General features: G+C 66.7%; 16 protein-coding genes, 1 tRNA gene and 1 pseudogene. 8 read left to right on the forward strand and 10 right to left on the reverse strand.

Annotation, left to right across the window (positions count from 1 at the left end; all coding sequences use genetic code 11):
- Window positions 1–27 precede the first annotated feature (27 nt).
- Entirely contained in the window at window positions 28–720 is a 693-nt protein-coding gene (locus A7E77_RS13805; RefSeq protein WP_063688794.1) for a DUF6538 domain-containing protein, read from the reverse strand.
- 149 nt (window positions 721–869) lie between these two features.
- Here A7E77_RS13805 and A7E77_RS13810 point away from each other — a divergent pair.
- Window positions 870–2224 (forward strand): annotated as a pseudogene (locus A7E77_RS13810) (IS1380-like element IS1247 family transposase).
- A gap of 191 nt (window positions 2225–2415) precedes the next feature.
- Here A7E77_RS13810 and A7E77_RS13815 read toward each other — a convergent pair.
- From A7E77_RS13815 to A7E77_RS13830, 3 genes are all read right to left on the reverse strand, one after another.
- Entirely contained in the window at window positions 2416–2940 is a 525-nt protein-coding gene (locus tag A7E77_RS13815) for a S26 family signal peptidase (RefSeq protein WP_226341709.1), read from the reverse strand.
- Between the two features lie 250 nt (window positions 2941–3190).
- Window positions 3191–3266, reverse strand: a tRNA-Glu gene (locus A7E77_RS13825).
- A gap of 84 nt (window positions 3267–3350) precedes the next feature.
- The gene (locus A7E77_RS13830) at window positions 3351–4724 is read right to left on the reverse strand and encodes a class II 3-deoxy-7-phosphoheptulonate synthase (RefSeq protein ID WP_043059596.1); all 1374 of its coding nucleotides are present in this window, start codon (window positions 4722–4724) and stop codon (window positions 3351–3353) included.
- A gap of 131 nt (window positions 4725–4855) precedes the next feature.
- On the opposite strand from A7E77_RS13830, the gene A7E77_RS13835 reads away from it, so the two are divergent.
- Window positions 4856–5899, forward strand: coding sequence for a hypothetical protein (locus A7E77_RS13835; protein WP_063689989.1), 1044 nt, complete (start codon window positions 4856–4858; stop codon window positions 5897–5899).
- A gap of 72 nt (window positions 5900–5971) precedes the next feature.
- The gene (locus A7E77_RS13840) at window positions 5972–6961 is read left to right on the forward strand and encodes a M48 family metallopeptidase (protein ID WP_063689992.1); all 990 of its coding nucleotides are present in this window, start codon (window positions 5972–5974) and stop codon (window positions 6959–6961) included.
- Here A7E77_RS13840 and A7E77_RS13845 read toward each other — a convergent pair.
- The 3 genes from A7E77_RS13845 to A7E77_RS13855 are packed head-to-tail and all read right to left on the reverse strand — an operon-like array spanning window position 6955 to window position 10854.
- A complete protein-coding gene (locus tag A7E77_RS13845) occupies window positions 6955–7893 on the reverse strand; it encodes a D-2-hydroxyacid dehydrogenase (protein ID WP_063688801.1) in 939 nt (312 codons plus the stop codon). The genes A7E77_RS13840 and A7E77_RS13845 overlap by 7 nt on opposite strands.
- Complete coding sequence (gene cysS / locus A7E77_RS13850) at window positions 7890–9317, reverse strand: cysteine--tRNA ligase (RefSeq protein WP_413243580.1); 1428 nt, start codon at window positions 9315–9317, stop codon at window positions 7890–7892. The genes A7E77_RS13845 and cysS overlap by 4 nt, the downstream gene beginning before the upstream one ends.
- Before the next feature lie 55 nt (window positions 9318–9372).
- The gene (locus tag A7E77_RS13855; RefSeq protein ID WP_413243581.1) at window positions 9373–10854 is read right to left on the reverse strand and encodes a hypothetical protein; all 1482 of its coding nucleotides are present in this window, start codon (window positions 10852–10854) and stop codon (window positions 9373–9375) included.
- Window positions 10855–11009: 155 nt separating this feature from the next.
- Between A7E77_RS13855 and A7E77_RS13860 the strand changes: the two genes are divergently transcribed.
- From A7E77_RS13860 to A7E77_RS13880, 5 genes are all read left to right on the forward strand, one after another.
- Window positions 11010–11942 carry a glycosyltransferase family 2 protein gene (locus tag A7E77_RS13860; RefSeq protein ID WP_063688810.1) on the forward strand — a complete coding sequence of 311 codons (933 nt, stop codon included), beginning with the start codon at window positions 11010–11012 and terminating at the stop codon, window positions 11940–11942.
- On the forward strand, window positions 11902–12720 hold the full coding sequence (locus A7E77_RS13865) for a ChbG/HpnK family deacetylase (protein ID WP_078462311.1): 819 nt from the start codon (window positions 11902–11904) through the stop codon (window positions 12718–12720). The genes A7E77_RS13860 and A7E77_RS13865 overlap by 41 nt, the downstream gene beginning before the upstream one ends.
- A gap of 81 nt (window positions 12721–12801) precedes the next feature.
- The gene (locus tag A7E77_RS13870; RefSeq protein WP_063689995.1) at window positions 12802–13293 is read left to right on the forward strand and encodes an RNA polymerase sigma factor; all 492 of its coding nucleotides are present in this window, start codon (window positions 12802–12804) and stop codon (window positions 13291–13293) included.
- The gene (locus A7E77_RS13875; RefSeq protein ID WP_063688812.1) at window positions 13290–14249 is read left to right on the forward strand and encodes a FecR family protein; all 960 of its coding nucleotides are present in this window, start codon (window positions 13290–13292) and stop codon (window positions 14247–14249) included. Before A7E77_RS13870 ends, A7E77_RS13875 begins: the two co-directional genes overlap by 4 nt.
- 112 nt (window positions 14250–14361) lie before the next feature.
- A complete protein-coding gene (locus tag A7E77_RS13880) occupies window positions 14362–16623 on the forward strand; it encodes a TonB-dependent receptor domain-containing protein (RefSeq protein ID WP_226341760.1) in 2262 nt (753 codons plus the stop codon).
- Window position 16624: 1 nt separating this feature from the next.
- Here the strand turns inward: A7E77_RS13880 and A7E77_RS13885 are convergent, their stop codons facing one another.
- The 3 genes from A7E77_RS13885 to A7E77_RS13895 form a co-directional block, all read right to left on the reverse strand.
- A complete protein-coding gene (locus A7E77_RS13885; RefSeq protein WP_063688815.1) occupies window positions 16625–17803 on the reverse strand; it encodes a vWA domain-containing protein in 1179 nt (392 codons plus the stop codon).
- A 199-nt stretch (window positions 17804–18002) separates the two neighbouring features.
- On the reverse strand, window positions 18003–18563 hold the full coding sequence (locus A7E77_RS13890) for a CHAP domain-containing protein (protein WP_063688818.1): 561 nt from the start codon (window positions 18561–18563) through the stop codon (window positions 18003–18005).
- A 579-nt stretch (window positions 18564–19142) separates the two neighbouring features.
- Window positions 19143–19991 (reverse strand): AAA family ATPase, encoded by an 849-nt coding sequence (locus tag A7E77_RS13895; protein ID WP_017978595.1) that lies wholly within the window; start codon window positions 19989–19991, stop codon window positions 19143–19145.
- Window positions 19992–20052 lie beyond the last annotated feature (61 nt).

The raw sequence follows: 20052 nt of genomic DNA on the forward strand, positions 1-20052 counted from the left end.
CGCCTGACACACCGCCAAGCGAACAGCCTAGAACACCAGGATGAGGGGTCCCTTTTCGACGCCGATCACCCCGCTAACGGGGTCCCTTTTCCACGCCGATCCACACTCAATGCCCTCGGGGAGATCAGTTGGCGTCGTCTCATTGTGCCGGGCAATCTGGTTGACGATACGGCCGATCTGCTGGTTTCTGGCAACGAGCCGGAAGCATTCGTCGCCCCAGCGCCAGATTGTGCCGGGTGCATGGCCCAGGGTTGGCTTGCGTCCAGGATAATCGCGGAACAGTGCGGCATTATTCGCCATTTCCCACCAGTGCTGATCATGCAGTGGGGCAGGGGAACTGCATCCGGTCGGGGTCGCGTTCCACAACCCACGATCGAGTTTCAGCCTAGCTAGGAGCAGTCGTTCGTCACCATCCAGGCCGCCAGCCTTAAACTCGGGGCCCTGGAAATAGGCGGATACCATTTCGTCGGCACGATCGCGTGCGGACGGGCAGGGGCTGCCCGTCGCCTTCAGCCGGGTCCGTGCCTCTTCGAACCGCTGTTCGAGTGCGGCGTTAGCCTGAAGGAAGAGCACCGTGGCCTCGCTGCCATTCTTGGTGCCCAGCGATACCTTCCACAGCGCCTTGCCGTGGAATGCGGGGCGCAGCTTCTCGGGGATCTGTCGGCGCAGGTAATAAACGCCGGTCGAAGGGTGTTTCCAGGGTGCCGCCATGAGGGCCATTTCGGTGCTCGCTGTACCTGTGCGCTGTACCAGCGAGCGGCAAAGAATGGCTTAACCCACATTTCCCAAGTAAGGCGCTGATTTCGCTGTCCTGACCATTATATTTCCTATATAAAACATGGTGTTGAAGGCTGCGAGGGGCGCGTTTCATGGATCACCCAGAGGGTGCGGGCTTGCAACGGGCAGATCGGGTGGATTTCGACCCTCGCGTGCGGCTGGAATTTCGCGGCACGCAGCTCAGTTCCGACGGCGGCCTTCTGGTGATGCGCGAGCTTGATGACGCGCTCGGGTTGTCCGATTTGGCGTCAGCGGCGCTGCGCGATACTCGCTCTGGCAAGAACACGGTCCATCGGCTCGACGGCCTGTTCCGGCAATCAGTCTTTGGGCGGCTGGCCGGATACGAGGATGTCAACGACGCCAACCGTCTCGCCTGCGATCCGGTCATGCGCCAAGTTGTCGGCGGCAGAGCGGTCGATGCACAAGCGGCCTCGGCATCGCAGATGGGACGGTTCGAGACCGAGACGCTGGCTCTGGCCGGGAACCGTGCCGCGCTGGCCGACCTGAACGGGCAATGGATCGACCGGTTCCATGACCGTAACGGGCTGAAGTACATCGTTCTGGACATGGACAGCTCGGTCAGCCCGACCCATGGCGACCAGGAAGGGTCCGCCTGGAATGGCCATTTCGACTGTAGCTGCTATCACCCCAACTTTCTGTTCAACCAGTTCGGGATGCTGGAACGCTGCGCCCTGCGCCATGGCAACGTCCACAGCGCCGATGGCTGGCGTGATGTTCTCGACCCGTCATTGCGCGCTACGCGGAGCGCGACCTTGGTGGCAGGTTCTTCCGGGCCGATGCTGCCTACGCGATCCCGGCGATCTATGAGCGATTGGAAGAAGCGCGGTTCTTCTACGCCATCCGGCTGCCCGCAAACGCGGTCCTCAAGGACAAGATCGCGCATCGGCTAACGCGCCCTGTCGGGCGGCCGTCACTGACCAAGGTCAAGCGGTTCTTCGAGGAATTCGAGTATCAGGCGGCGTCCTGGGACAAGGAACGCCGGGTGATCGCCAAGATCGAATGGCATCCGGGCGAACTGTTCCCGCGTGTCGGCTTCATCGTCACCAACCTGCCGATGGAGCCGGACTGGGTGGTGCGGTTCTACAACCAGCGCGGCACCGCCGAGCAGCACATCAAAGAGGGCAAATACGCCTTTCGCTGGACGCGGCTGTCGTGCCGGAAGTTCCGCGACAATGAGGTGCGGCTGCAACTGCACGCCCTGGCGTACAACCTGGCCACCTTCTTGCGCTGCATCGAGCTGCCCGAGGCCATGGCCGACTGGTCGTTGACCAGCCTGCAACTGAAGCTGATCAAGATCGGGGCACGTGTGGTCCGTCACGCCCGCACCATCACCTTCCAGCTGGCCGAGGTCGCTGTCACCGGCACGATGGTACGCGCCATCCTCGCCGCTATCCGCCGATTGCGAGCGCCACCGCTATGCGCATGATCGCGATCCACGCTCAAACTGAACGAAAGCGGCTGGACAGATCTGTCCGCTGCGCTGAAAAACGCCGCCCCTGGGCAAGGAAACAGCGGCTTCGCGGTCTGATCCGTCCAGATCCAGCAGTCTGCGCGACCGCAGGTGCCGCTTGCGGCAGAAAATCCTTGTCTAGCGCTCGGATACAGGCGATCTTCACCTCAAACGCCACGCCACTTGGGGAATGCAGGATAATAGCAGCCCTCGGGAACGCGCCCGACCGGTCCCGGCGTCAGCACCTCGCCGAAGCGCGAGCGCGGCTTCATGTGCGCGACGCGGACGCCGTCGACATAGACCCATTTCCCGCGATGCTCGACCAGCGCCCCGGCCTCGCCGATCACGCGCTTGCCGAACGGTCCCGAATCCGGTCCGAAGTGGCGGCGCACCAGCTCGCCCTCGGGCGGCGCGAAGAACACATAGTCGCCCTTGGCGGGCACGCGGCCGCGCTGGATGAAGAACGCCCAGTTGGGGAGACTCTCGCTCGCGTTTATCATGAAGGCGTGCGTCTCGCGCCACGCGGCGATCGAGTTGTAGCCGCCCCACACGATCCCGAGCAGCGCGACCGCGCTCCACTGGCGGACCCGCTTGACGATCAGCGCCTTGCGGGCCGCGCGGTCCCCGGCGACGTCAACCGCCGTGGGAGCCGCATGACCGACCCGCGCCAGCGCCTCAGTTGCCGCTGCCATCGACCCCTCCCGGCGCGGACTGGGTGACCGTCGCCTCGACCGGCGAGACCGGCGCAGGCCCGAACGGCGAAGCGGTCGGGACCGCCGCCCCTGGCGCGGCCGGCGCGACGTTCCCGGAGACTTGGGGAAGCATCGCACCGACCGCGGGACCGGCCGGGGTGTTCGGCGCGGCCGCGGGGAGCGGCACGCGCGCGAAGACCGCGCGGCGGATCTGGTCTTAATCGCCCAATTCTGCGCTCTTGAGCGCAGATGGTGACCCCTACGGGACTCGAACCCGTGTTTTCGCCGTGAGAGGGCGACGTCCTAGACCGCTAGACGAAGGGGCCGTGTGCGGTGGAGGGGCGCGTCTAGGCTTGGGGGCGGGGGGCGTCAAGCGGGTTTGTTGACGCCCCCTTTGCGAATTGCTGCGATCAGGCGGCGGCCTTGCGGCGTTCGGCCATTTCCGTGTTCAGCATTTCGGCGAGCAGGAAGGCGAGTTCTAGGCTCTGGCCGGCGTTGAGACGCGGGTCGCAATGGGTGTGGTATCGATCCGCCAGGCTCTGTTCGGTCACGTCGATCGCGCCACCGGTGCATTCGGTCACGTTCTGGCCGGTCATCTCCGCATGGATGCCGCCCGCGTGTGTGCCTTCGGCGCGGTGAACGTCGAAGAAGCCGCGCACCTCCGCCAGGATGCGGTCGAAGGGGCGGGTCTTGTAGCCGGTTGCGGCCTTCACCGTATTGCCGTGCATCGGGTCGCACGACCAGATGACGGGATGGCCTTCGCGCGTCACGGCGCGGACGAGCTTGGGCAGGTGCGCCTCGATCTTGTCATAGCCGTAGCGGGTGATGAGCGTCATGCGACCGGGCACGCGACCCGGGTTGAGCGTGTCGAGCATGCGGAGCAGCGCGTCGGGTTCGAGGCTGGGACCGCACTTCACGCCGATCGGATTGCCGATGCCGCGCAGGAATTCGACATGCGCGGAATTTTCGAAGCGGGTGCGGTCGCCGATCCAGAGGAAGTGTGCGGATGTGTCATACCAGTCGCCGGTGAGCGAATCCTGGCGTGTTAAGGCCTGTTCGAACGGCAACAGCAGCGCTTCGTGGCTGGTGTAGAAATGCGTCTGCGACAGCTGGGGCACGGTTTCGGGATCGATGCCGCAGGCGGCCATGAAGTCGAGCGCTTCGCCGATGCGGTCCGCCGTTTCCGCATATTTGCGGCTCCATGGGCTGCGACCCATGAAGTCGTGCGTCCAGCGATGGACCTGGTGCAGGTTCGCGTAACCGCCCTGCGCGAAGGCGCGCAGCAGGTTAAGCGTCGCCGCCGACTGCGAATAGGCGCGGATCATCCGCTGCGGATCGGGGATCCGGCTTTCGGGCGTGAAGGCGATGTCGTTGACGTTGTCGCCGCGGTAGCTGGGCAGTTCGACGCCGTCGATCACCTCGGTCGGCGCGGAGCGCGGCTTGGCGAACTGGCCGGCCATGCGGCCGAGCTTCACCACCGGCAGCTTCGAGGCGAAGGTGAGGACGACCGCCATCTGCAGGATCACGCGGAACGTGTCGCGGATGTTGTTCGCGCTGTGCTCGGCGAAGGATTCGGCGCAGTCGCCGCCCTGGAGCAGGAAGGCCTTGCCCTCCGCGACCTTGGCGAGTTCCGCGGTCAGGTTGCGCGCTTCGCCGGCGAAAACGAGCGGCGGAAAGCTCGCGAGCGCGTCCGTCGCGCGGGTCAGTGCCGCGGCGTCGGGATAGTCGGGAAGCTGGCGGGCTTCGGCGCGGGTCCAGCTGTCGGGGGCCCAGTTCGCGGCCATAATGTCGTCCTTCGGGGTGTAAACGTCGCGGCACATGCGCCCAAAACGGATTTTGCGCAATGAAGGAACGCTTGGGGGGCGTATCGATCGGCCGGTGGCGTGCTATGCACACGACACAGATGGAGGGGGCGATGATGCAGAAGCGACTGGCGGCGGTGCTGATCGGAACGGCGATGATGGCCGGCGCGATGGCGTCGGCCCGCGACCTGCCGGTGCCGGCGGACAAGGGCTGGCGTCATGCCGAGACGGGTGTCGCCCTCATGGCGCAAAACGCGGGGCTGACGCGCACGGCGTTGACCGATGCGACGCAGGGCGAGTTCGATGTCGCGGCGCAATATTGGGCGCCGGACAAGAGCGTCACGGCGACCGTCTATATCTTTCGCCCCGCGATCGCCGACGTCGGCCTGTGGTTCGATCGGTCGCAGACGGCGCTGGAGACGCGTGCCGAGTTCCGCAATGCGGCGCCCGCGAGCGCCGATCCGGTCGCCTTCGCGCTGCCGGGTGCGACGGCGGGATCGGCGCTGCGCCAGACCTATGCCAATGCGAGCGGGGCCTATCGCAGCACGGCGCTGGCCCTCATGCCGCTGAACGGCTGGATCATGGCGATCCGCATGAGCGCGACGACGCTGACGGCGGACAAACTCGATGCGGAGTTGCAGCAATTCATCGCGGGCGTTCGCTGGCCCAAGGTGGTGGCGGCCGGCACGGCGGCAAGGCTGGTGAAGCCATGCGCGACGCCGCTGGTCTTCGCAAAGGCGAAGGAGGTGGCGGCGGGCGCGGGCGACCTGCTGATGTCCCTGATGCTCCCGGGCCTCGCTGCGAGCGAAAAGGCCAAGACGCCCGCCAAGACCGATGACGCACCTTTATGGTGTCGGGAGGGTGAAGGGCGCACCGAATATGGCGTCTATCGCAATATGCGAGCCGATCAGGGGTATACGATGGCTCTGTACGACGGCGGGCGCTCGGTGAGCGTGTTCCCCTCGATCATGGGGCAGATCGATAAGACAGGCACGTACAGCGTCTCGCTGACGGACGTCGACGGATCGACGGCGGTCCTGCCCTCGTTCAGCGCGATGCCGCAGCCCAAGCAGGTGTGGGCGGTGGTCTCGCAGGGCAAGGTTCAGGGCAGGGCGGTCGGCAAGACGATCACGCTCGATGCGAAGGCGTTGAAATAGTGCGGCGGCCGGTTCCGCTGCGTCGCGCGCTGCCGTAAGGGGCGGGATCGAGTAAGCGTAAGGATGGTCGGCATGCGCTATGGGATTTCGTGGGCGGTCGCAGCGGCCGTAGCGGTTGCTGCTCCGGCGGTGGCGGCGGACCCGGATACCGCGGCGACGTTCGATGCGTTGCGGCAGGTCGATGGCCGGATGGCGGCTATCGCCTATCGGTTGACGACGGCCAATGCCCCGCTGTGTCGCTCGCTGGCGCCGACGCCGGGCTGGGCGATCCATAGCCTGGGGCAATATGATCCGGCGCTGCGCGACCAGGCGCGGGCGAGCTTCGGGTTCGAAACGCCGATCGCGGTCGAGGCGGTGGTGCCGGGGTCCGCGGCGGCCAAGGCGGGGGTTCGAGCCGGCGATTCGATCGTGTCGGTCGATGGTCGGCCGATCGATAGTGGCGCTCCTAGCAAGGACGCGAGCAGTGCCGCGCGTGATGCGGCGGTGGAGCAGATCGCGGGGCTCCCGGCCGATCGGCCTTTGGCGGTCGAGCTGATGCGTGAGGGGGGCACCCGTACCGTGACGATCCCCGCCTCGCCGGGCTGCCGGAGCGCCTTCGAGGTGCTGCTGGGGCCGGGCATGACCGCGTCTGCCGATGGGCGGATCGTACAGATCGGGGTGCGCTTCTTCGAACGCTATACTGATGACGAGGTGGCGGTCGTGGTCGCGCATGAGCTGTCGCACAATATCCTGCGCCATGCCGCGCGGCTGGAGGCAGCGGGCGTCAAGCGCGGCCTGCTGTCCGAAGTGGGGCGCAACGGCCGGCTGTTCCGGCTGACCGAAGATCAGGCCGATCTGCTGGGCGCCTATCTGCTGCGCAATGCGGGATATGATCCGCAGATTGCGGTGCGGTTCTGGCGCGAGCATGGCGGGGACGTCGACGGCGGCCTGTTTCGCAGCCGGACGCATCCGTCATCCTCGGCGCGCGCGAAGGCGCTGGAGGCGGCGATCGCCACGATGCCGGCGGGCCATGGCTTTTACGCGCCCCCGCTGGCGGCGGAGGCGGATCGGCCGCTTCAGTAACCCGCGTCGAGGTCGGCGACGTTGCGCATCGGTTTGCCGGCGACGAAGGCCTGCACGTTTTCGAGGAAGAGCGCGGCGGCACGCTGGAACATCGTGGTCTGGCTGCGACCCGACAGATGCATCGAGATGAGGCAATTGGGCGCGCTCCACAGCGGATGATCCGCGGGGAGCGGCTCCGGCGTGGTGGGATCGAGGAAGGCGCCCGCGATCGTCCCGTCGGTCAGCGCTGAGACCAGCGCGTCCTGATCGATCATGTCGCCGCGGGCGATATTGATGAGCCACGCGCTGCGCTTCATTGCCGCGATTTGCTCCGCCCCGATCATCGTGCGGGTCGCATCGGTCGAGGGGGCGGCGAGGACGATCCAGTCGTAATCCCCGATCTGCGCCGCCCATTGGTCGGGGGCGAGCGTGCCGTCGCGGCCGGAGCGGGTGACGCCGATGACGTCCACGCCGAAAGCGGCGAGACGCTCGCCGATCAGGCGGCCGATCGTGCCATAGCCGATGATGAGCGCGCGCGTGTCTGCCAATTCGATACGGCCCGGCGACACCATCGGCCATTCGCGGCGATCCGCCATGCGAACGACCTCATCATAGCGCTTCGCGGCGGCGAGGATGCCGAGCACGGCATATTCGGCCACCGCAACCGCATTGATCCCGGCGCCGTTGGTGACGGTGACGTTGCGATCGCGCAGCAGGTCGAGCGGGAAGGCGTCGAGGCCCGCATAGAGCGTCGAAACCCATTGCAGCTTCGGCCCCGCCGCGCGGATCGCCTGTTCGGTGAGGTGGGTCGGCTGCATGTCGACCCAGGCGATCGTCGCGTCGGCGATCATCGTTTCCGCTTCGGCCGGTGTGGTGAACCACATAGGCTCGACCTCGGTGGGGAGGTGCGGTTCGAGCAGGCCACGGGCGATGGCGGGCAGGACGGCCTTCACAGCGACAGCCTCCAGTCCCAGCCCAACGGATCGCCGTCCATCACTTCGACGCCGGCCGAGGCAAGTTCGTCGCGCAGCGCGTCCGAGCGGGCGAAGTCCTTGGCGGCGCGGGCCTCACGGCGCTCGGCGAGGGCGGTGGCGATGCCGGCTTCGTCGATCGTCGCACTGGCGGGGCGGACGCGCAGGTCTTCGCGGGAGAGGGTGAGGAGGTCGAGGCCGAGCACCGCGTCGAAGTCTTCCAGCGCGGCGAGGCGGTCGGCCGGACTGACGCGCTTGTCGGCGAGCAGTTCGTCGAGCACGGGCAGGGCCTTGGGCGTGTTGAGGTCATCCGACAGCGCGGCGTCGAGGCGTTCGGCATAGGGCGCGGCGGACGCGGCGCCCTTGGCCTCGCCGCGGGCGCGCAGGGCGGCGACGGTTTGGATCAGGCGCTTGAGGCGCGTCTGCGCGGCGGCGAGATTTTCCCACGAGAACTCCAGCTCGCTGCGGTAATGCGCCTGCAGGCACATCAGGCGATAGGCGAGCGGGTGAAAGCCGCGTGCGACGAGCGCGGGCAGGGTGAGGAACTCGCCCGAGGATTTCGACATCTTTCCCGTACGATCGACGAGGAAGTTGTTGTGCATCCAGAGCGTCGCACCGGTATCGGCGGTGCCACTGATCGCCTGGTTCTGCGCGATCTCATTGGGGTGGTGGATCTCGCGATGATCGATGCCGCCGGTGTGGATATCGAAATGATCACCCAGATACTGCCGGCTCATCACCGAGCATTCCAGGTGCCAGCCCGGCGCGCCGCGGCCCCAGGGGCTGTCCCACTCCATCTGGCGGTTCTCGCCCGGCGCGCTGGTGCGCCAGATCGCGAAGTCGGCGGGGTGGCGCTTGCCCTCGACGCTGTCGATGCGGCCCTCCACCGGACCCTCATCGCGCGTGCCGGCGAGGCGGCCGTAATCGGGGACGGTGGTGGTGTCGAAATAGAGGCCGTCGGCCAAGCGGTAGCAATGCTTGTCGGCGATCGCCTGTCCGAAGGCGATCATGCCGTCGATATGGTCGGTCGCCAGCGGGAAGCGGGCGGGATCGCGGACGTTGAGGTCCTTCAGATTGGCTTTGAACGCCTGCGTGTAATGGTCTGCGATCGCCCAGATATCTTGGCCACTCTTCTTCGCAGCGGCCTCCATCTTGTCGTCGCCGGCATCGGCGTCGCTGGTCAGATGGCCGACGTCGGTGATGTTGATGATGTGGGTGAGGCCATAGCCCTTCCACGTCAGCGTCCGACCGAGCGTGTCGGTGAAGAGGTACGCGCGCAGATTGCCGATATGGGCGTAGTGATAGACCGTCGGCCCGCACGAATAGATGCGGACGTTGGCGGGGTCGGCGGGCTGGAACGGCTCCGCGGCTCGGGTCAGGCTGTTGTACAGCGTCATCGGCGTCATGCGCGCGGCCATAGCGCGGGCCGAGCGATGCCGCCAAGCCTCCAGCGTTACGGCTTTATCGACGAAGGGGCAGATCGCGGCGGAGATAGACGAGCAGGTGGGCGTCTTCACGCGGGACGGTGAGAACCTGCCGATAGGAACGCGCGAGCGTGGCGGTCATGATGCTCTGGGTCGCGGGATTCCACGGCGCCATCGGTTCGTCCATCGTCACGATCACCGGCGGACGGGTGGCGAGGATGCGGTGCAGCTCGGCGACCTCGTCAGCCCCCGACGCGCCGCGCTCGGCGTCATACGCGAGTGTCGAGGGGAAGGCGTAGCGCGTCGGGATGCAGGCGTTCGCGAGCAGGTACAGCACCGAATCGCCCGCGAAGACATAGGGGCAGCCGCCGCGATCGTTGGCTTTCATCACCTGTGCCACCGCGCGAGCGGAGCTGGCATCGGTGGGCGGCAGCAGCACGCGGGCGACGAACAAAATCAGGCCGTAGCCGATCAGCGCGACCGGCGCGGCGCGGTAGCGGTCCAGCACCGGCGCGGCGATCATGGCGAGCGGCAGCATCAGCGGTAGCGCATAATGATCGAAGAAGGCCCCGATCATCGCGAAGGCGATCAGGGCGGCGGCGAGCCAGCCGAAGGCGATCCACCCCTCGGGCGCCATCGGGCGCTGACGAAGGGCGATCACCGTACAGACGATGAAGGGGAGCAACTGGGCGCCCGTGCCGGCGAGCCGCGCGGCGATCTTGGCGGCGGGATAGCCCTTGCGCAGCGAGACGGAGGCAAAATTGGAGAACCAGAAGGCGTCGAAGACCGCCGGGCCACGGCGCCAGTACTCCGCGACGACCAGCCCCGTCGGCAGGATGCCGAGCAGCATCCACAGCAGCGCCGCGCCGACGCAGAGCCGTAGCGTGGCGCCCGCGCGGTGCAGATACCAGAGGTGGGCCGCGCCGAAGAACGCGCCTTCGACGACGGGCGTATATTTGGTCTGGATCGCGAGGCCGGCGAGCAGGCAGGCGGCCGCGCCGTTGAGGACGATCGCGCGCGTCGCACGGGCCTCGGCCAGCATGGGCAGGCGCAACGTCAGCACCGCGGCGCTGGCGGTGAAGAGGTTGTAGAAGACGGGCGATTGCCCTCCGCGACCGCTGAGCAGCGACAGCCACAGGATGTACGCCGCGCCCGCCATCAGGGCCGCCGCAGGTCGCGCGCCCAGCATCCGCCCGCCGCGTGCCACCAGCCACGCCGTGGCGGCGGCGGACAGCGTCGCGATCAGCTGGTAGGCGAGGATGCCATCGCCGGGCAGCAGCCGGATCGCGGCGAAGATCAGGAACAGGCCGACGGGCTTGCGGTCCCACAGATCGACATAGGGCACGGCGCCGTGCAGCATGCGGTCGCCGACGAGCAGATAATATTGCTCGTCGACATGGATGATCGGGTTGCCGAAATCGTGCGCACGCAGGGCGATCGCCCAGAGCAGCAGCGCGAACGCCATCCATCCGGTCGACGACAGCCGCGTGTCAGGGGCGGACGATGCACTGTGGGCCATGGCGCGCGCTCATAGCAGCGCCGCCCGCGGCGTCATGCCCGAAATTAATTTCGCCGCCGCGGTGCGGGTCCGGACGATCGGCGTCGTCCTGTCAGCAAGGAACGGGCGTGCGTGTCGCATGGCCGGCTGAAGCGTGGCTCGTGGGGGGCGTTGGAATGTATCTTGTTGTCGATCAGGATCGGATGGAGACGGGCGGTTCGCCGCTGTCGGCCGCCATGTTCGGCCCGGAGCGGCGCGCGACGCCGCTGTGGACCGTGCTGATCCCGTTCTTCAACGAAGCGGCGTTCCTGGGCCAGACGATCGCCAGCCTCGCCTCGCAGACGGTGCCGTTCCAGTTGCTGCTGGTCGACAACGGTTCGACCGACGACAGCGTTGCGATCGCCCGCGCGGCGATCGCCACGCATGGCCTGGATGCGACGATCATCAGCGAGACTGTGCCGGGCAAGGTCAGCGCGTTGCGCACCGGCCTGGGGCGCGTACGAACCCGCTATGTCGCCACCTGCGATGCCGATACGCTGTACCCGCCGCGTTATCTGGCTGAAGCGGAAGCGCTGCTGGCGCAGGACGGCTGCGTCGTTGCGGGTGCCTATTTCGTCGATCCGGGCGCGGACCAGAGCGCGCTCGACGCCGAAGCACGCCGGATCCTGACCGCCGCACGCATGCTGCCGCGTCAATGCCATGCCGGCGGGGCGGGCCAGTGCTTCGACGTCGCGGCGCTGCGGGCAGTCGGCGGCTTCGATGCGGCGCTGTGGGGCTATATCCTCGAGGATCACGAGGTGATCCACCGCACCATGTCGCAAGGCGACATGCGGTATTCCAAGGACCTGTGGTGCATGCCGTCGCCGCGCGAGCGGGATCGCGCCTCGATCCGTTGGACGCTGTTCGAACGGCTCGTCTACACCGCGGCAGCGCCCTGGGCTGGCGACTGGTTCTTCTACCATTTCCTGGCCCGCCGGTTGCAGCGCCGGCGCCTGATGAGCGTGCAGATCCGCGAGCGCGCGTTCCAGACCGTCACCAGCTTCGCCCATTTGTCCGTCCCGTCGAATCATGGAGGACCGATCCGTGCCGCGTCTCATCCTGTGCGCTGACGATTTCGCCTTTTCGCGCGACGTCAGCGAGACGATCGCCGGCTTGGCGCGCGAGGGGAAGCTCAACGCGACCAGCTGCATGACGCTGATGCCGGGCTGGGCCACGGATGCCGCGCTGCTGCGCGACATGCCGCGCCATGTCGAGATCGGCCTGCACCTGACGCTGACCGGTGAGCGGCCGCTGACCGATATGCCGCAGTTCGCGCCCGACGGCGTGATGCCGGAAATCGATCCGCTGACCCGTTCGGCGGCGCGTCGCGAGCTGCCGCTCGACGAGATCGCCGGCGAAGTGGCCGCGCAGTTCGACGCCTTTGTCGCCGCAATGGGCCGGGCGCCGGACTTCGTCGACGGCCACCAGCACTCCCACGCGCTTCCCGGGATTCGCGACATCGTGCTGTTCGAAACCGCCCATCGCGCGCCGAATGCCTGGGTGCGCGACTGCGTCGATCGTGTCGGCGCGATGCTGCGGCGGCCGTTTGCGGGCAAAGCGATCGGCAGTGCCTTCCATTCGCGGGGCCTGAAACGGGACGCCGCGCGTTATGGCCTGCGGTGCAACGACAGTTTCGCGGGGCACTACGATTTCTCAACCGATTATCGGGGATTATTCCCACGGTTTCTACGCAAGGCGGCGAGCATGCATCTGGTGATGTGCCATCCCGGAGCGGGTAAGCGACCCGGCGACGCGATCGCGGCAGCGCGTCCGCGTGAAGCCGATGCCTTGCGTACTTGGTCGATTGCCGACATGGCAGCGGCTGAGGGTCTGGCCTTTCCGGCCTGACATGAGGAGCTTGGGCGCAGATTGGCTGACGGGAGCACGGCGGATGGGGGGCTGCGTGCCGTCTTCCTTGCGCAGCGCGCGATGCTCCTGCGCCTATTCGTCGCGCGCCTTGGCTCGCGAGAGGAAGCCGAAGACGCGCTCCACGATCTGTGGCTGCGGCTCGATCAGCTCGGCGCGACGCCCATCGCCCAGCCTGCTGCCTTTCTATACCGCGTCGCCAGCAATCTCGCGACCGATCGGCGCATCGCCGGCGCTCGGCGCGATGCACGCGACGGCGCGTGGCTCGCATCGCAGCCCGCGGCCGACGACATGCCGGACGCAGAACGCGCGCTCGTCGCGCGCGATGCCCTGCGCGTGGTCGAGCAGGCGATCGACGCCATGCCCGAGCGGATGGGGCGGGCGCTTCGTCTGTTCCGTATCGAAGGGCGCAGTCAGCGCGCCATCGCCAATGAATTGGGCATCAGCGTGAGCGGCGTCGAGAAGCTTCTGCAGCGCGCCTATCGCATCCTGCACGCGCGCCTCGCCGAGGTGAATGGCGCGATGCCCGTGCTCGGCATGGAGCAGGATCGATGAGCGCGGCCATGGCAGCGATCGTCGATCAGGCCGCGCTGTGGCACGTTCGTCAGGCGGACATGTCGGCTGACGAATGGGAGCAATTCGTATTCTGGCTGGAGGCGGATGCCGAGCATGCGCGCGCCTATGACGCGATCGCCATGCAGGATGCGCTGATCGCCGAAGCGCATTTCCCAGATGCGCCGGCAACGCCGGTGGCGGCGAACGACGACGAGCGCGTGTTCCGCCGGCGCTGGCCGCTTGCCGGCACCGCGGGGGCGGCGATCGCGGCCGCGCTGGCGCTATGGCTGGTGCCGGGCGTGTTGTTCAAACCGTCGCCGCAGGCTGGCATGAGCGAGGTGATTGCCACTCGTGATGGCGAACGGCGCGATATTCGGATGGCGGATGGGACGCAGATCGCGATGAACGGCGGAACGGTGCTCCGGTTCGATCCGGCCGATCCGCGGACGATCGCGATGGATCGGGGCGAAGTGGCGCTGCACGTCGTTCATGATTCTGCGCATCCGTTTACATTGCACGCTGGCGATCAAGTCATCCGCGACATCGGGACGACCTTCGACGTCACACGCGACGGTGGCGATCTGTCGGTCGCGGTCGGCGAGGGATCGGTGATGTTCGAGCCGGATGGCGCCGCGGTGACACTACGGGCCGGCGACGCTCTCACCCGAGACGGCGCGACCGGCCGGATCGTGCGCAGCACGATTCCTGCGGACAGCGTGGGTGGCTGGCGCCAGGGTGTGCTCAGCTTCGATGCGGCATCGGTCGCCGAGGTTGCGGCCAGCCTGCGGCGGCTACACGGATTCCGCCTGCGGATCGCGAGCGGCTTGTCCACGCGTCCGTTCACCGGCATAATCCACCTCACGGGGGAAGCCGATCGCGACATTCCGCATCTGGCCGATCTGATCGGGGCAACTTGGCGGCGTGACGGGGCGGATTGGGTGTTGGCGGAACGGTAAGCGGCGATCCCAACGGGGTGCCGGCTGGTTTCTCGCCGCATGTTCGCTGAGCCTGCCCGCCACCGCGTTGGCCAATTCGCCGCAGCGGCGCGTCGCCCTGGCCATCGCGCCCATGACACTCGACCGTGCGGTGATCGCGCTCGCGCGCGCCGCTGGGGTCGATATCGTCAGTACGGAGCGCGGGCTGCATACCGTGCGGACGGCAGAGCTGCGCGGCACGCTGACGGTAAGGCAGGCGCTCGATCGCCTGCTGGCGGGTAGTGGCTTTCGTGCCGTGGCGAGCGGCCCCGGCAGCTATCGCATCGTCGTCGCGCCGCCGGCGCCACCGCCGCGGCCAGTCGCCCGCCCGGCAGCGCCCCCACCCCCCGAACCAGCGCCCGCCGATATCGTCGTGACCGCGAGCAAGCAGCGGGTGCCGCTGCTCCGCTATCCGGGTAGCCTGACGCTGGTGAGCGGCGTGCCGCGGCGCGCGAATGGTGCGACGGCCGATCTCAGCCAGATCGCGGGGCAACTTCCGATCCTGCAAAGCACGCAACTCGGGCTCGGCCGCAACAAGGTGTTCATTCGCGGGATCGCGGACAGCAGCTTCAATGGCACAACTCAGTCGACCGCGAGCGTCTATTTGGACGACGTGCAGCTCAACGCCTCCGGCCCCGATCCGGCGTTGCGCCTATACGACATGCAGGCGGTCGAGATCCTGGAAGGACCGCAGGGTACGCTTTACGGGGCGGGCGCAATCGGTGGGCTGTTGCGGCTGACGACGCGCGCACCGGTGCTGGACGGTTTCGCGGGTAGCGCGAGTGCCGGCACCACGCTGACGCAGGGCGGCGCGCCGGGGTACGATGTGGCGCTGATGGCGAACGTGCCGCTCGTTGCGGGTAAGGCGGCGCTGCGGGGTGTTGCCTATCAGGTGCGCGACGGCGGGTATATCGACGCGGCACGGCGGCGTGTGGTCGACGCCAACCATAGCGACACGACGGGGGCACGGCTGGCGTTGCGTGTCGATCCGGGGAGCGGCTGGCAGATCGATGCGAGCGGGGCGGCACAGCGGGTCGAATCGGCGGACGGTCAATATGGCGATGTGAGGCGATCGCCCTTTGCACAGCGCAATTATATCGCGCAGCCGTTCTTCGGGCGCTTGCTGTTCGGGCGGCTGACCATCGCCAAGGATTGGGAGAGCGGGCTGCGGCTGGTGTCCGCGACCGGCATCGCCGATTACCGGACGGTCGAGACGTTCGATGCGACGGGATTTGCCGCGCCGGTGTCGCGAGGGGCGGCGCGCTACGATCTCGACAACGACAAGCTGCTGGTGTCGCAGGAACTGCGGCTGTCGCGATCGCTGGATGGCGGGCGATCGTGGTTGGCGGGCGTGAGCCTGTTGAGCGATCGGTCGATCCTGACGCGATCGGTGGGGCTGGGCGGTGCGACGATCGATATCGTCGGTGTCACCAACGTCACGCGGTCGGCGTCCGGTTTTGGCGAGGTGACGGCGCGGCTGTGGCGTGATCTGTCGGTGACGTTGGGCGGCCGCGTCACGACGGCGCGGGTCGATGGCGAACCGTCGAGTACGCGGCGGCCGGGCAATTACATCAAGGGGCGATCGACGCAGCGGTTCGATCCGACGATCGCGCTGTCCTATCGCATCGCACCGGAGCTGGCGGCGTTCGCCCGCTATCAGACGGGCTTTCGCACCGGTGGTCTGGCGGTGGCGCAGGGCATCGGGCGGGTCGCCAATTACGATCCCGATTCGATCCGCTTTGCCGAGATCGGGCTGCGGCGGCTGCGCAGCGGGGTGCGGGGCGTCAGCTTTGCGATCAGCGGATCGACCGCGGCGTGGAGCAATATCCAGGCGGACCTGATCAACCGGCGCGGCCAGCCCTATACGACCAATCTGGGCGATGCCCGAATCCAGACGGTGGAGGCGTCGTTCGACTGGACGCCGACGACGCGGCTGACGATCGACGGGTCGGCGCTGTACACCCACAATATCGTCTACGGCGCTATCGCCGACCAGTCACGGCTGAACAACCGGCGCCTGCCGCAGACGCCGCCGTTCGCGGCGCATGGCGGGATCGGCTATCGCTGGCCGGAGGGACGGGTGACGCCGCGGATCGCGGCGAGCGCCGATTATGTCGGTCGGTCGGTGCTGGGGACCGGGGACCTTCTGGACGTGAGCCAGGGCAAGTATCTGACGATCGGCCTGACCGCCGGACTGCGCTGGCGGGGGATCGACCTGGGGCTGGGCGTCGAGAACCTGACCAATACCGCGTCCAACCGCTTCGCCTTCGGCAATCCCTTCGGCCTGCCGGGGCGGAACGAGACGACGCCGCTGCGCCCCCGCAATGTGCGGATCGGGGTGTCAACCGCTTGGTAAATTAGCGTTTTCTCGTGAGTTCGCGCATCGCGTCATCAAGGCCGGCGAGGGTGAGCGGGTACATGCGGTCGGCCATCAGCTCGCGCAGGATGCGGATCGACTGGCTGTAGCCCCATTGGTCCTTGGGCATCGGGTTGAGCCAAACCGCGGCCGGGTAGGTCGTCGTCAGGCGCTGCATCCAGACGGCGCCCGCTTCCTCGTTGAAATGTTCGACCGAGCCGCCCGGATGGGTGATCTCATAGGGGCTCATCGACGCATCGCCGACCAATACCAGCTTGTAATCATGGCCGAATTTATGAAGCACGTCCCACAAAGGCGTGCGTTCGGCGAAGCGGCGGCGGTTATCCTTCCACACGCCTTCGTATGGGCAATTGTGAAAGTAGAAGAATTCGAGGTTTTTGAATTCGGACGTCGCAGCGCTGAACAGCTCTTCGCACAGCTTGATCCAAGGGTCCATCGACCCGCCGACGTCGAGAAACAGCAGCAATTTCACGGCATTGCGTCGCTCGGGCCGCATGCGCACGTCGAGCCAGCCGGCCCTTGCGGTGCTGTCGATCGTGCCGTCGATATCGAGTTCGTCGGCGGCGCCTTCACGCGCAAAACGGCGCAGGCGGCGTAGCGCGACCTTGATGTTGCGCGTGCCGAGTTCGCGGGTGTTGTCGAGGTTCTTAAATTCGCGCTGGTCCCAGACCTTGAGCGCGCGACCGTGCTTGCTCTCCCCGCCGATCCTTACACCTTCGGGGTTATAGCCCGAATTGCCGTAGGGGCTGCTGCCGCCGGTGCCGATCCATTTGTTGCCGCCCTGGTGACGCCCTTCCTGTTCGGCGAGACGCTGTTTCAGCGTCTCCATGATCTCGTCCCACGAGCCTAAGGACTTGATCTGCTCCATTTCCTCGGGCGTCAGATATTTCTCGGCGACGGCCTTCAGCCAATCGGCGGGAATCTCGGTCGGCTGGGTGCCGTAGGTCGTCGCGATCCCGCGGAAGACCTTGGCGAACACCTGGTCGAACCGGTCGAGCAGCCCCTCGTCTTTCACGTAGGTGGCGCGGGCGAGATAGTAGAATGCTTCCGGCGTGCGGTCGATCACCTCGGAGTCGAGGGCCTCCAGAAGCACCAGATGCTCCTTCAGGCTGGCCGGAATACCGGCGAGTCGCAGTTCGTCGAGGAAGGTCAGGAACATGGTCGACTTCCGCCATTTCGAGCGTGGAAGTGGACGAAGTGGACGGTACGTAACGTTCCGAATGCGGCTGCGTGCAGGGGCGTCGGCAGGGCGGGGAACAGCGTCGGGGCGAACGGATCGGTCATGGCCTGCCACCGACGCTAGGAGCATTCGGTCGTGTAGGACAGCCCCTTTTTGAAGATCGGGTTTCGGCCGGCGATCAGCGGGCGGCGTAGGCGTCGATCAGCGCGCCGACGTAATCGGGGTTGCGGGTGGTGATCTGCGGGGAGGGGCGGCCGCCGTAGATGAAGCCCTTTACCGGATAGACGCTGCTGCCCAGCCCCTCGGAATCGCGGAACCAGACCTTCACCTCGCTCCAGTCGTTGTCGGGCGACACGTCGTACAGCGTAACGTCGCGTTCGGCATGACCGCGTTCGCCGTTGAAGCGCGACCAATTGGCGTGGGTGAGCATCAGCACGCGGCGTTCGACGACGCGGCTGACGACGGCGACATGGCCGAGCGGCAGGCGCCCGCTCTTGGCGAAAACGATGACCGATCCGACGCGCGGATCGTGGCCGCGATCGTAATGGCCGTCCGCCTTCGACCACCAGGTCCAGGCGTCGCCGTAGATTTGGATGCCCGATGCCTCGCGGGCGAAGGGGACGCACTGGCCGACGTAATCGAGTAGATTGCCGCCCGCTGCGTTTGCCGGGGCGGCAAGCTGCGTTGCCGCTCCGATTGCCGCGGCGATCATGCCGCACTTGCGAAGAATGCCCTGCATTCGATGAGTTTTAGGGAAGGGGCGGTGACCGTTTGGTTGGGATTCGTGGTTAAGAAACGGTGATGCGGCAAAATATTGCCGGTCGTTTCGCTGCTGAAATGAGTGATTTTGTTCCGGTGGGTGGTGATTTTTTGTGAGGGTTGGTGCCGGCACGCCGGCGGGTGTCGGGGGTCGTGGTGCGGTCAGACGTGGCACGACCTAGCCGTCATCCCGGCCTTGAGCCGGGATCCCGCTTCTTCTGCTGCGGCCGTGGTGAAAAGCGGGACCCCGGATCAAGTCCGGGGTGACGGTGGAGGTGGGTGAGGGGCGGTGGGGGATCGCCGCTGTTTGGTTTTGGGTGCGGCCGTTTGTGGTCTGCGTGGGGGGGATCGGTTTGTTTGGAGAGAGGGCGTCCCTCACCTCCCCCTTCGTCACCGCTGCGCGGTGCCACCTCCCCCTGGCGGGGGAGGACTTTGGCGGATCGGGCGCTGGGCACTGTGCCCTTCTCCGTCATCCCGGCCTTGAGCCGGGATCCCGCTTCTTCTTTTGCCGCGGCGGCAAGCGGGACCCCGGATCAGGTCGGGGGTGACGGTGGGGCGCTTAGCGACCCTGGCGCTTCGCCATGAAGGCCAAGCGTTCGAACAGCATGATGTCCTGCTCGTTCTTCAGCAGCGCGCCGTGGAGCGGCGGGATCGCCTTGGTGGGGTCGCGGTTCTGGAGGACGTCGAGCGGCATGTCTTCGTGGAGCAGCAGCTTCAGCCAGTCGAGCAGTTCGCTGGTGCTGGGCTTCTTCTTGAGGCCGGGGACTTCGCGGACGTCGTAGAAGATGTCCATCGCCTTGCTGACCAGGATCTTCTGGATGCCGGGGAAGTGGACGTCGACGATCGCCTGCATCGTGTCGCGATCTGGGAATTTGATATAGTGGAAGAAGCAGCGGCGCAGGAAGGCGTCGGGCAGCTCCTTTTCGTTGTTGCTGGTGATGACGACGATCGGGCGTTCGGTGGCGCGCACGGTTTCCTTCGTCTCGTAGACATGGAATTCCATGCGATCGAGTTCCTGCAGCAGGTCGTTGGGGAATTCGATATCGGCCTTGTCGATCTCGTCGATCAGCAGGACGGGCGGCGTGGGCCGGGTGAAGGCTTCCCATAATTTGCCGCGGCGGATGTAATTGGCGATGTCGTGGACGCGCTCGTCGCCCAGCTGGCCGTCGCGCAGGCGGGCGACGGCGTCATATTCGTACAGGCCCTGCTGCGCCTTGGTGGTCGATTTGACGTTCCATTCGATCAGCTCGGCGCCGGTCGCCTTGGCGATCTCATGCGCCAGCACCGTCTTGCCGGTGCCGGGTTCGCCCTTCACCAGCAGCGGACGGCGCAGCGTGACCGCGGCGTTGACCGCGACCTTCAGGTCGTCGGTCGCGACGTAATTCTGCGTGCCTTCGAAGCGCTTCATGGCCGGATCCCGGATATTGAATATCGGGTACGTCGTTGCCGGATCGCGGGGCGGAGCGCAA

This window comes from Sphingomonas sp. NIC1 (genome assembly GCF_001638925.1).
GTDB classification, from domain to species: Bacteria; Pseudomonadota; Alphaproteobacteria; order Sphingomonadales; family Sphingomonadaceae; genus Sphingomonas; species Sphingomonas aquatilis.